The 12695-nt window shown below is 35.7% G+C and carries 13 protein-coding genes and 2 pseudogenes; 4 read left to right on the forward strand and 11 right to left on the reverse strand.

What is annotated here, in order from left to right:
* Positions 1 to 17: 17 nt before the first annotated feature.
* Positions 18 to 240, forward strand: a pseudogene (locus CD003_RS07975) (BCCT family transporter); the annotation flags it as partial.
* 93 nt (positions 241 to 333) lie between these two features.
* Here the strand turns inward: CD003_RS07975 and CD003_RS07980 are convergent.
* The 5 genes from CD003_RS07980 to pepF all read right to left on the reverse strand — a co-directional run bounded on the left by CD003_RS07980 (position 334) and on the right by pepF (position 5412).
* Positions 334 to 840, reverse strand: coding sequence for a ferritin (locus CD003_RS07980; protein WP_096200614.1), 507 nt, complete (start codon positions 838 to 840; stop codon positions 334 to 336).
* Positions 841 to 1029: 189 nt separating this feature from the next.
* Positions 1030 to 1761 (reverse strand): hypothetical protein, encoded by a 732-nt coding sequence (locus CD003_RS07985; RefSeq protein ID WP_096200615.1) that lies wholly within the window; start codon positions 1759 to 1761, stop codon positions 1030 to 1032.
* A gap of 81 nt (positions 1762 to 1842) precedes the next feature.
* On the reverse strand, positions 1843 to 2145 hold the full coding sequence (locus CD003_RS07990; RefSeq protein ID WP_096200616.1) for a hypothetical protein: 303 nt from the start codon (positions 2143 to 2145) through the stop codon (positions 1843 to 1845).
* Positions 2146 to 2158: 13 nt separating this feature from the next.
* A complete protein-coding gene (locus CD003_RS07995) occupies positions 2159 to 3490 on the reverse strand; it encodes a flavin monoamine oxidase family protein (protein WP_179295485.1) in 1332 nt (443 codons plus the stop codon).
* Positions 3491 to 3624: 134 nt separating this feature from the next.
* Complete coding sequence (pepF, locus tag CD003_RS08000; RefSeq protein ID WP_096200618.1) at positions 3625 to 5412, reverse strand: oligoendopeptidase F; 1788 nt, start codon at positions 5410 to 5412, stop codon at positions 3625 to 3627.
* A 290-nt stretch (positions 5413 to 5702) separates the two neighbouring features.
* Here pepF and CD003_RS08005 point away from each other — a divergent pair, with 290 nt between their 5' ends.
* Entirely contained in the window at positions 5703 to 5777 is a 75-nt protein-coding gene (locus tag CD003_RS08005) for a YjcZ family sporulation protein (protein WP_096202289.1), read from the forward strand.
* 140 nt (positions 5778 to 5917) lie between these two features.
* Here the strand turns inward: CD003_RS08005 and CD003_RS08010 are convergent, their stop codons facing one another.
* The 5 genes and pseudogenes from CD003_RS08010 to CD003_RS08030 form a co-directional block, all read right to left on the reverse strand.
* Positions 5918 to 6154: a hypothetical protein gene (locus CD003_RS08010; RefSeq protein ID WP_096200619.1), complete on the reverse strand. Its 237-nt coding sequence runs from the start codon at positions 6152 to 6154 to the stop codon at positions 5918 to 5920.
* A gap of 127 nt (positions 6155 to 6281) precedes the next feature.
* Positions 6282 to 6854, reverse strand: coding sequence for a DUF2179 domain-containing protein (locus tag CD003_RS08015; protein ID WP_096200620.1), 573 nt, complete (start codon positions 6852 to 6854; stop codon positions 6282 to 6284).
* 273 nt (positions 6855 to 7127) lie between these two features.
* Positions 7128 to 8194 (reverse strand): annotated as a pseudogene (locus CD003_RS08020) (DmpA family aminopeptidase).
* Positions 8195 to 8203: 9 nt separating this feature from the next.
* Positions 8204 to 9835, reverse strand: coding sequence for a M20/M25/M40 family metallo-hydrolase (locus CD003_RS08025; protein ID WP_096200621.1), 1632 nt, complete (start codon positions 9833 to 9835; stop codon positions 8204 to 8206).
* A gap of 45 nt (positions 9836 to 9880) precedes the next feature.
* Entirely contained in the window at positions 9881 to 10339 is a 459-nt protein-coding gene (locus CD003_RS08030) for a GNAT family N-acetyltransferase (protein WP_096200622.1), read from the reverse strand.
* A 108-nt stretch (positions 10340 to 10447) separates the two neighbouring features.
* Between CD003_RS08030 and CD003_RS08035 the strand changes: the two genes are divergently transcribed.
* Positions 10448 to 10654 (forward strand): alpha/beta-type small acid-soluble spore protein, encoded by a 207-nt coding sequence (locus CD003_RS08035; protein WP_096200623.1) that lies wholly within the window; start codon positions 10448 to 10450, stop codon positions 10652 to 10654.
* A gap of 134 nt (positions 10655 to 10788) precedes the next feature.
* Here the strand turns inward: CD003_RS08035 and CD003_RS08040 are convergent, their stop codons facing one another.
* On the reverse strand, positions 10789 to 11538 hold the full coding sequence (locus CD003_RS08040; protein WP_096200624.1) for a pirin family protein: 750 nt from the start codon (positions 11536 to 11538) through the stop codon (positions 10789 to 10791).
* A gap of 229 nt (positions 11539 to 11767) precedes the next feature.
* On the opposite strand from CD003_RS08040, the gene rarD reads away from it, so the two are divergent.
* Positions 11768 to 12673 (forward strand): EamA family transporter RarD, encoded by a 906-nt coding sequence (gene rarD / locus CD003_RS08045; protein WP_096202290.1) that lies wholly within the window; start codon positions 11768 to 11770, stop codon positions 12671 to 12673.
* The last annotated feature ends 22 nt before the right edge of the window (positions 12674 to 12695 follow it).

Below are 12695 nucleotides of genomic sequence, written 5' to 3' on the forward strand. Positions count from 1 at the left end.
ACTTTTTCACAAAATTCAATCCATCAAGTAGATTACGCGTATTTTGGGCTGTAGTTATGGGTGCTGTTGCTTTTGTTCTATTGGATATTGGTGAAGGAAGTCTTGGGGCATTACAGTCATTTATGGTTGTTACAGCTGTACCTGTTTCCTTTATCCTATTACCTCTATTATGGCTTTGCACCAAAAGTTGCTAGGCTCTTGGCAGATGAACAAGGAATTACTACAAAACATCATAAATAAAAGCAGTTTCCAATGAGGTAATTTGCCTACTTGGAAACTGCTTTTATTTTTGGTCTTTATAGGCTTAGTGAAATTGCTTTGATTAGAAGTATGTTACTCGCTTACTGGCGTAAATGATCTTTTAGCAAATTCATCATCAAGCATAAATAAAGCATTATTATCATCCTTAATACGCTTAAGCTTTTCGATAATACTATCGAACATTGCTTCCTCTTCTACTTGCTCGTCCAAGAAGTATTTCAGAAATTGAATCGTAGCATGCTCTCTTTCATCCATTGCAATATCTGAAAGATGGTAGATCTTTTTTGTTACCATCTTTTCATGGTCGTAACCATGATTATATACATCAAGGATTGAAGTGAACTCATTTTTCGGTGTCTCATATCCTGTAATTGTTGCACCTTTTCCACGGTCATTAATGTACGTATAAAATTTCATTGCGTGAAAGCGCTCTTCTTCAGCTTGAACTAAGAAAAAGTTTGCAAATCCATCTAAGCTCTGATTAGAGCACCAAGCAGCCATCGCCATATAAGTGTGGGCTGACTCAAATTCAAAATTCATTTGTTCATTAAGAGCATTTAATAGCTTTTCACTCATCATAATTGAACATCCTCCTAGGTAGTAGTCCTTATTAGTATTCAACTGGACTAAATTAGTACTATTCCATTATAGCAGTAATATTTACCATTGTCTGAAAAAGTATCTTGGTAATTTTGTTTTTTAAGAGTTTATTAACAATTCTGCTTTATCCTTCTTGTATGTTCGATAAAGAAAATCACTTCCAATCGATTAGGAAGTGATGTCAATAATTGATACCGTCCCAGAAGTTTCTTGTGCGATGTATTCAAGAATTTCTTCTGCGTTGTCATATGTTACATTTTCTTCTTCGAATAAGAAAAGATTATTTGTCGCGTAATCATATGTTTCATTGTTACGGATAGGCGTGTCCTCAAAATATTGAAAATCTTCTCCATAATCATGCTTTGTAAGGATTGGATTTAAATATCCATAGGAATGTAATAGTTCTACGGCTTTCAATCTCTTACACGCATATGGAAATGTAAACCTAGCCATCATCAATTTTTCTTCTTTATCATCCTCAATTAATACATTAAAATCATGGTTTGGTTTTAAGTCTTTAGCAGTATAAGACAATTTATTTTGGAAATTTTTTACATCCTTTAAACCGACCATATGTAGTATTTCTAATGTTTCAATTTTTTTAGGATCTGCATATAACCAAATCTCATTATAAAAATCGTCTCGTAGAACAAATGTGTAAACTTGAATGTTCTTAATTTGTTGTCCTAACGATGTTTTTCTAGCAGTTGAAGTATAGTCTTTCCTGTTGTAAAATACAGAACGTCTTGTTGGGTAACTATTTTGCAAAACTTCTACATAAGGTGCTGTTTTTTGATGGAAAATTTCAATTTCACGAATGTCCGAAATAAACGGTAAAATACTACGGACATAGAGTACGGTTTGTTTATGATCTCGACTAAAATAGGCAAATCGATTCATTGTCACACTCCCCTTTATGTCATCCCTTTAATTCAAGATATGCTCTAAGAGGAGGATGGAGAACATTGAATCAACTATTTGTTAATCAAATCGTGTAGTTTTTATTCCATCAATGATTTCTTCAAGCTCAATTGTAAAATTTAATTGTAATGGACCAGGAAGTAATTCTTGTATTTGTTTAACATCTTCTAGTTTCTCTGCATCCTCAAGGCTACTGGGTTTCGGCTCTAATGAAATAAACCATTTCTTGAAAACATCCACAAATTCATAAAAATGTCGCTCAAATCGTTCAGCCCATTCTGCTCCTTCATCCCCTGACGTTTTTTGCATCATAGACCAATCATCTAGCGCAGTTTGTAATGCCGACTTGACTGATTCATTCATCGTTCTCTCTCCCTTATTGAATTGATTGAATAACTTCTAATGCTGCTCGTTCGCCAGATTGGACAGCACCTTCCATATAAAGTCTCCACTCTGTTGCTGTTTCTGAACCTGCCCAATGCAATGGACCAATTGGTTCCATCATAGCATGTTGAAATTGAGTGATCACACCTGGTGCCAAATGTGCACCGTAGCCTCCTCTTGACCAAGCGTCCTCTGTCCAGTCTTTTTCAAAATAATAAAGTGGCTTTCCTGCTTTTTCCCCAAATAAATATTCTAGGTCCATTAACACGAGCTTTTGTCTAATGCTCGGTGATTTACTCCCTAAATCTCGTGCATATTTACTGCAAATTAGAGCTGTTAAAATCCCTTCTTTTTGATTAGGGTGTGAGCTATCAAATGTTGTATGAACGTATCCTTGATCCATATAAGCATTACCATTTAATTTAGCCTTCCTCCAAAAAGGATTATCATAGACAACGATACATTTTATCACAGCCGATTGACCAACTCTTTGTGTAAACTGATCACGTATTGCTGGTAGCGCGGGATGATAGTTCAACCGACTAGCTAGAGGGATTGGCAAAGTAATAATCGCTCGTTTAGCTTTGAATGTTTGCCTTTGGGAATAGATGTATACCTCGTTTTTAGTCCATTCCACCTTCTCTGCTGGCGTGTCCAATAGTAAATCGGAAGTTAGTTTATTGGCTATTCTAGTAACGAGTTCTTGAGCCCCTTCTTTAATCCAGAAGTCTTCCCCTTTTAAAATTTCTTGAAAGCCACCTGCAGATTGAACATTCCATAAAATATCAAGGAGTGATACCTCAGTTAAATCGTTGCATAATGATTCTTCTAGTACCGTTCTGAAAAAGGATTTACCTACCTTGCTTTTCATTTCGTCTATTATGCCATTCATTGTAACTGAGTCATGTTTAATTGCATCTTTTCCGTTCCATGGTCGATCAGTTGGTACATGCTTATATAGCTTTTTCATCTTCTTCAGCATCGTATATAAATCATAAAGGGAATAGAAAGAAAAAGGTGGTGCGTTTCGTTTCGTCATCATTCTTTTACCCATGAAATCATATAGAGTGTTCCCTTTTTTATAAGTTGGGACAAGCGTTAATCCAAACTCATTAATGAGTGCTTGCATACGCTTTTGGTTCGGGTTAATCCATTGTGCTCCAAGGTCAATGCAGAAATTATGGTAGTTAACCGAATGGACTCTACCACCTACACGAGCTTGAGCTTCAAGTATTAGTACTCGGTACCCCTGCTTTTTTAAATAATATGCTGACGTTAATCCAGATAAACCAGCACCGATAATAATTGCATCATATGTAGTCACAACCACCCACCTACCTTTAAATTAATAGTAAGTGAATATATTGTTTCCGAGTATTAGCAACTTACTCTCTTTAAAATTATTATAAAAAGTGTATCTCCAATTAATATGTTTGGAGATACACTTTGTAGGTTTTATTATAATTCTGCAAACTCATTAACTAGTTCGCTAAAGATAGACAAGGCATTTTGTATCGGTTCTGGTGTAGTTAAGTCAACACCTGTCGCCTTTAACAGCTCAAGAGGATAATCAGAGCTTCCACTTTTCAGGAATGTTAAATAACGCTCAAGTGTATCACTATCACCTTCAAGAAGCTTATCAGCAATATGAATTGCTGAAGCATAGCCAGTTGCATATTTATAGACGTAGAACGGACGATAAAAATGCGGTATTCGAGACCAGCCAAATTTCACTTCATCATCAAATACGAGCTCATCACCATTAAACACTCTAAATAATTGCTCATAGATTGTGTTAAACACTTCAGCATTTAATGGCTCACCTTGCTCGGATTTTTCGTGTGTAATTTTTTCAAATTCAGAAAACATCACTTGTGTAAACATCGTTCCTTTAAAGCTATCAATAAAATGATTTAGGAGATGTTTTTTCATGTGCTTATCTTCTGTTTCTTTTAGCAAGTATCGAATAAGTAGAATTTCATTCACAGTTGAAGCTACCTCAGCAACAAAAATAGAATAGCCTGCACTTATCTGTGGCTGGTGTTTTGAACTTAAATAGGAATGCATCCCATGCCCACATTCATGAGTGAGAGTAAAGAGACTATCTAAATCATCTTGATGATTTAATAAGATAAAAGGATGGACTCCGTATAAGCCTAGGTTATAAGCACCTGACCGCTTTCCAGGTGTTTCCCTAACATCAAAATATCTTTTCTCCTTAAAGCTACGAAGTGTTGAAACATACTCTTCACCAAGAGGGGCTAGACTTTTTAACATCGTATCATAAGCATCGTCAAAAGAAATTTCTTGTTTTACATCTTTTACTAATGGAACAGCTATGTCATACGCTCGTAATTCATCTAATTGCAGAATATCTTTACGTAATTTCATATAACGATGCATCGGCTCAATATTTTCTTTTGTCGCCTTAATGAGATTGTCATATACTTCTTTTGGAACCATATCACCAAATAATGATTTTTCTAATGCAGTTGGATAATTTCTCATCTTTGCCATAAGTACATTATTCTTAATAGCAGCAGATAATGTTGATGCAATGGTATTTTGGAGCTGAACATATGGTTTGTAGTAGGCTTTATAGGCTTCTATACGAGTATCACGGTTATCGTCCTCGATTAACTTTGAATACATTCCTCTAGTAAGCTCTACCTTTTCTCCGTCCTTGTTTGTAACGTCGCCAAATTTAATATCAGCGTTATTTATCATACCGAATGTATTTCTTGGTGCCGAAAAGGCCTCCCCCATTTGTGAAAGTACTTCTTCTTTTTCCTTGCTTAGTACATGAGCTTTGTATCGATACAACTCATACAAATCGTCTTCAAAATACTTTAGACCTTGCACTTCTTCTATCCATGACTGTAACGTCTTTTCTTCAAGGCTAAGTAAAAATGGATTAAAAAAGGCTGTTGCTGCACTGAGCTTTTGACCAAGCTGACTTGCACGATCAAGTAATGCCTGTGACGCTGTGACACGTGTATCTAAATCAACCTGTAGCATAGCATACACGTATAGTTTTTTATAAACCATACCGAGTTCTTCGCCAAGAGATAAGTAAGAATACAAGTCATTAGCTCCGTGAATTGCTCCATCAAACTTTTTGACGTCGTCAATCATATTACCAACTTTTTTGAAATCCTCTTCCCAGCTCTGTAAATTAGGATAAATATCTTCTAAGTTCCACTTTTCATTCAAAGGTACTTCTTCTCGAGACTTATATGCAGTCATTAAATAACCCCTTTCTGTAGTAGATACCGTCTTATTAGGAGTACACAATAATAGAGAGCTTATATTCACAAAGGTTTGCTCGTTTATAGACATATATAAAAATGTGTATAGTCTCTATAAATATTGTATGACCAATTTTAGCATAATTATGAAGGATTGGATAAGACAAGTAATATTGATACTTACGTAACGGCGAATGCCTTAATTCACGATAATTAGGCAAACGTCCAACCATATCCCTTTACGATACATATGGTATTAATGTAACACAGCTTAGGAGGTGTTATTGAATGCATAACAGTTTTGCGTTAATCGTTGTGTTGTTCATCTTGTTAATTATCGTTGGTTCTGCATACGTTGCCTAATATGTAACGTCTGAAGGTTAACGAATTAAAGGGGTTGTGACATTAGGTCGATTTTTACCTGTTGGCACAACCCCTAAGTATTGCCCGAAGTCATGAGCACAACTTTATTGAGTGGTCTATTGTGACACATTTACATACACTTATTTCACTGTTGTTTCTATAAATGAACAGACTTCTTCAGGGTCATTAATATATTTTTCAGCGTAAATTTGACTAGTTTCAGGGTCAAATACAATTGCTTTAAATTTGTCCTCCTCATAACGGAGTTCAACTGCATCACCTAAGTCCTCAGGGGGACGTACAATATCAAATATTTCAACAGAAGATTGTCCATTTTTCACTTTCTCTACTTTGTTTGTAATTTCTTTTTTATCCATGAGACTCATCCTTTCGCCAGAAGTATTGATCATATCGTTTGAATAGTAGAAGATTTTCATTCAGTAAAAAGAAAGAGGCTGATTCAAAAGGTGGGTTACCTTTTGAGTCAGCCTCTAAATCTATTTATTACATTGCTTTATGATTTGATTCTTCATTTCGTTGTTTTTTCTTGAGGAAGAGTTCGCGTCGTTTCTTCATCGCTTTTGTTATATAACCACCTTGGAAACTCCGTGGTTCATAAGATGCAACGAACGCAGATGGTTCATACTGACTTATTAGCCTATAAAATTCTTTTTCTCTATCTCTTCTAGCTGTACAATATAACAGAAACCTTGTTGAATTCATACCATCTACTTCACTAGTGGAAACACTGAATCCAACCTCTCTCAGCTTGTTTGTAAGCTCGTCATTTCTAACTGGTATGTTTGCTTCTATTGTCACATAGCCAATTGCAAGCTTTTCTTCTAGCATTCCACCAAGGTAAACACCAATACCGAAGCCAAGCGCATAGGCAACCATACTCATATAATTAGTGAGGTCACTAAAAATCATTCCTAAAGCACCAACAAAGATGATACCTTCTAAAATTCCCATTGCAGCAGCTTGTGTCTTTAACCCTTTAACAACAAAAATTGTTCTAAGAGTTAGAATTGGGACATAAAAAAGCTGTGCTACAAAAATGATAATTACTTGCAACATACCCATCTTCCTTTCCGGTAATTCAATACCACGCGGTAAGTGTAACAGAAATTTCTCACTGAGAGAACAATCATTTTATAAAAATAAAATGATTCTACAAAAAATTATTTCATCATACCCCTTTAATCTCCTAATATGTATAAACTATACAATTTGTTCAAGAACTATTGGAGAAGTTACAAAAATAACTATAAGTTCGCTTAAAGTGTTATAAAGCATAAAGCAATTAATCACATCTAATACAAAACGAAACTGAGTGAGGAAGATTCCCACTCAGTTTTTCTTTGTTATTGTGTGATATGGAAACGCTTCAACAACTCTCCCCATTCGTCCTTCGGTAGTTGTCGCTTTCGTTAATGAATTAAGTATAGCTTCTTCAGTCGATTCTACTGTGGCTTGAAATAAGGAATTCATAGTAGTTGAATCATCCCTTACTTGTATCGAAGTTTCGTTAGCTGTTTTAGGGCAATGTGAGAACGATTGTGCTGTAGAAAAGGCAATCGCGATATCTCCACTACCATTACTAGCATGACTACCTGTTCTTCCTAAACCAATTGTTGTTCGCTTTGCAATACGTTTCAGTTGTCTGTCTGATACAGGCGCATCTGTAGCAACGATAATCATAATGGACCCGTTTAAGTATTGAGAGGTTCTTGTAATTTATCCTCCGTACGATTATATTGCCAGTAACGAAAATCTTCTCTTTTACCAAAGTTTGTTAAGACAAGTGTTGCTAAAGTGTAGGTTTCTTCGTATTCAGTTGTAATTATTCGTGATGATGTGCCAATACCACCTTTATATCCAAAACAGACCATACCAGTTCCTGCACCAACAGCCCCTTCTTCAACTGCATTGTTACTAGCTGCCTCTATTGCTTCTATTGCATGTTCAGGATTCACAGGAAATGACCGAATGGAATTTAAATAGCTGTCGTTACATTCTCCAACAACAATATTAATCGTACCAGTTGTATCACCAATTTCTTCATTTTTCTTTAACATATATTCAAGAGCCCCTTGTGTTGCAGCAGGTACGCCAAACGTATTTGTAAGTAGAATAGGAGCTTCAATGACGCCAAGTTCTTCAACTTGTACTAAACCAGTCGTTTTTCCGAAACCATTAATAACATAGTGAGCAGCAGGTACCTTATCTTGAAAAAGATTTCCTGAGTGTGGGAGAATCGCTGTTATACCTGAGCAAATCGCTTCGTTGTTCTCAAGATTTTTTTTAAGTGTCACTTGTCCAACTTTAATATTACTCACATCTGTTATACAGTTTTTCTTACCTGTTGGTAATTTTCCTATTGTAACTCCTAACTCTCTAAGCTTTACTCGTTTCACTTGAACACCTCATTTATCATAACTAAACGCTGTATGTAATGCTTCTTCTAGGATTTGCTTTAAAGGTCCAAATGCATAACTAACATCTAGACGTTCTGTCCATTTATGGAGATCCTTCCCAATTGGTCCGATATTAATGACCGGTATGTTGATTTCATTCATAACCTCAAGTGGAATCGTATATCCTTTCCCCCATAGTGGCATGTTTTCCTTAAGTGCATTAAAGGTATGGATTGGTTTTTGTAAACTTGTATAGCTAGAGTCTGAAACGCCAGGAAAAAAATGAATCGGCAGTATTTCCATGTGATACTGCTCCTTTGCAGTAGCGATTGCAGTTTGAACCATCCTCTTAATGACTGGTTCATTTGGGTTTGTCACAGCCGGGTAAAAAGGTGGTGCAAAAAACGGGATAATCATCGGCCATTTCTCTTGACATAAATGAGCAAGCTTATCAATCAGTTCAATTGTGAATTGACGGTCATCTTTATGAAGCTTATTTTGGTTAATGCTTTTGTAAACTTCTTCAATTTTTTCTAATCCGTATTTTGCTGTAACAAATGCTATAAGATCTTTACAACTATATGTATGTACTTGAAATTTTTTAGTTGAATTAATTTTCATGTGTTTGCTTCTTCGATGATTGTATGTCTCTTCAATTAAAGTGGCTGCCTTTTTTGAAACTTCGCATAATTGATCGTACAAATGATCAACTGGCTTATCCATTAAAAATAGATTAAACATAGTCACGGCATGATGGCTTACTACAGCTGAGTATTCCTTTTTTAAGCTTTCCTGAAGCATTGTCGTTGGTGGTGGAGTTGTCTCTCCTAAGAATTGTTCTGTAAAGTGGTGATTTAGCTCCATTTCACGTGTGATTTCAGCAACCATATAATTGGCATTTAACCCTGAAAACGGTTCGCCTACATGAGCTTCCTTCCCATAACAAAGGAATCCAGCATTTACTTTACCGATTGAACCAGTATAAAGATAATTACTGTCATCACCTGGGTATTGACTAAGTACAGGTTCAGAATTAAGACAAGCGGTTAATTGTAAGTTGTGTTTCTCTGCTAATGATTGAATGATAGGGACGGCTGTTCGCATCCCAACAGAGTTTGCTTCTTCATCACATACACTACAAAATAAGATATTGCCTTCAAATGGGTTATCAGGTTGACTTGCTTTTTCTATTATTGATAAATGAAGAGCTATTCCTGATTTCATATCAAGTGTACCCCTCCCAAATAACCATTCACTTCCTGATAATTCATTTGCTACGTTTTCAGGTAATGTTTCAGGATGTTCATAGAAGTAATCTGTCAATTGTTCTGCGTCAAATGCGATAGATTCAAATGGGCCATAATCTTTAACACCTACCACATCAAAATGACTTACTAATACGACGGTTCTCTTATTATTGCTAGATGTTTTCACTAAAGACGTAATCACCTGACGATTATCCTCTGTATGGTGAAGTTGTAAATAATCAGGGTTTTCCTGAAAGTAAGGTAATGAGTGTAGAAGTTCATATATATGTTCACTCATTCGATTCTCATCTAGTGAACTAGTAACACTTGGTATCCGTACAAGTGATTGTACTAGCTTTTTTAATTGCTCTTTCGACTGCCAGTTAAGCTCCATTCCCCTTTTCCCCCTTTAAGTAAGCTATTAATTAACCATTAACCATTAGCAATTAACTATTAGTCCCCCTTTTTTCATATCTAGATGAGGAATTTTATCTTCTAAATAAATTTCTGAAATTGGTTCGAATCCAAATGAACTATAAAACTCTTTTAAATAAGATTGTGCTTGAATTTTGATTACTTTTTCATCTAATTCTGTTTCTAAAAATTCGATAGCTCGTTCTAATAGTTCTCTTCCTAATCCGGAACCTCTAAACTCTTTTTTCACAATAATTCGTCCGATGGTTGCTTCTTTATAAATTATGTTGTGACGTAAAACTCGGGCATAGGCGATAATTTCCCCTTCATTTTCTTTAAAAAGATGATAAGCTGCTTGATCATAATCATCTAGTTCGTGATAGGGGCATTGCTGCTCTACGACAAAGATAGATACTCGTTCTTTCATAATAGCGTACAACTCTTTAGTTGTTAGTTCTTCAAATTTTATTAGCTTCCATTCCATCTTTATAGTTCTCCTTTTATATTGGGAATTTTTACTTTAATGAAAGTTGTATATTATGTTGGAAATGACACACGATATGGGTACACCATACAAAGGAGGTCTTTACAAATGGCTAACAACAATAGTTCAAACAAATTAGTAGTGCCTGGAGTGCAACAAGCGCTAGACCAAATGAAGTATGAGATTGCACAAGAGTTTGGTGTTCAACCAAACGCAGATGCAACTTCACGAGCAAATGGTTCAGTTGGTGGAGAGATTACAAAGCGTCTCGTTCAAATGGCTGAGCAACAAATGAGTGGCTCTCAACAGCAATAGTCAGCAACACCCACCTCAAACTAGCTAAATATAATGGATTATAGGAGCAGGTAACCCCTGCTTCTATACATAGTAAAAGGCTTTCTCATTAGTGTCTACTTTTTTATAGTAGTGATCATGAGAAAGCCTTATTTTTATTTTGGATAGAGACGATAATCAACAGTTGTTGGTGCTTTAATAACGATTAAACGAACTTCTTCATCATCTGTATCAAAAGAAACAAGCTCATCACTTTCAACTTCTAGGATGATGAAATCTTTATGATTATATTGTTGGTTGTTAATTTTACCATTCCCTCTTATGGCTAAAATGGCTAATGAGTAGCCTTTTTCAATAGGAAACTGAAGGTTTTTATTTGATTGTATTATTATGTCCCACATTTGAATATCTGCCACTAACTCCACTGGAGAATCTTGTCCTATCACTGTTTTCAGTGTCGTTCCATCCTTTTCTTTCAAAGGAAATCCTTCATGAGTATACTGATTATAAGTTGGTGGTCTTCTCACTGCTTCGTTAATATAAGGTTCAAACCAAATTTGAAATGCCTCCATGTCTGGGCCAACAAAGCCTTCTTCATGAGCAACACCTGATCCTGTTTGCATGACTTGTATTCCGCCAGGGCCAACTACACTTTTTGTTCCTAATGAGTCCCCATGTTCTGCCTTCCCATTAATAACATACGTAATTATTTCAAATGCCTCGTGAGGATGTCTAGGAATGTAACCTGCTTTTTCTGCTTGTGCCCATGACCAATAAAAGAGTGGTCCAACCCGTTTTACATGTGCACCGTCCCCTGGAAATCCTATTGGTTTTTGTTCAGTTATTTTCCCTCCGTCAAATTGTCCTACACCCTGTTTATCTGGTCCGTACACATTTATTTTCATGGATGTAAACCTCCTACTAATATATCTTGAATTCGAGATAATTTTATACTAAACAAAAAGGAAGATCAACTAGTAGGATTTGATTATTGCATAAATGACTGTTTAGCCCTAAACTAGGATTAGAATTTTATTTCGAGATGCGAAAATACTTAGTAATCGTACATATGAAAGAAGAATTGAGGGGAATACATTGGAGCAATCAAATAATAAAGAACATCTTTTGGGTGCTATGTTTGCTATTGGAGCATATATTACGTGGGGATTTTTGCCTCTCTTTTGGAAACTTCTTGACCATGTGCCAACAGAGGAGATATTAGCCCATCGCGTCATATGGTCATTTGTCTTTATGCTAATGATTATTGGTGTCTTAGGTAAATCGAAAACATTTGTCACCGAAGTGAAAGAGTTAATGAAACAAAGAAAAAAGCTAATTAGTATCATTTTAGCTTCGGTTTTAATTAGCATTAACTGGTTTCTATTTATTTGGTCCGTCAATAATGACCTAGTAATCCAAACAAGCTTAGGCTATTATATTAATCCGTTAGTAAGTGTACTCTTGGGAATCCTTATTTTGAAGGAAAAATTATCATTTTGGCAAACAGTTGCAGTTATTCTTGCAGCAATCGGTGTTTTTAATATGACATTTCAATTTGGAAGCTTTCCATGGGCTGCATTAGCATTAGCAGTTACTTTCGCTTTCTACGGTCTCTTTAAAAAAATGGCGAATGTTGGGGCGTTGACTGGACTTACAATTGAAACCTTTTTTATTACACCATTTGCATTAATTTTTATTGGGTATATTTGGAGAACAAGTGGCTCGTCATTTACTTTCGAAGCTCCGTTGAACATCTGGCTTCTTCTTGGTGCTGGTATTGCAACTGCAGTGCCTCTACTATTATTTGCAAGTGGGACTAGAAGAATTTCTTTATCGTTAATCGGCTTTTTTCAATACATTGCCCCTACGATCATGCTAGTGTTAGGAATTTTTCTATTCAATGAACCTTTCACAACGTCACATCTAGGTTCGTTCATATTCATTTGGTGTGCATTACTTATTTTTTCTTTAGGAAAAACTAAATTTTTTGTCCGTCTTGAACCTAAATTTTTTGTACGAAAAAAATCATTACAAGGTTAGATAGAAAAAGAGGCTGTGTAAA

This window comes from Bacillus sp. FJAT-45350 (genome assembly GCF_002335805.1).
Taxonomy (GTDB): domain Bacteria; phylum Bacillota; class Bacilli; order Bacillales; family NISU01; genus FJAT-45350.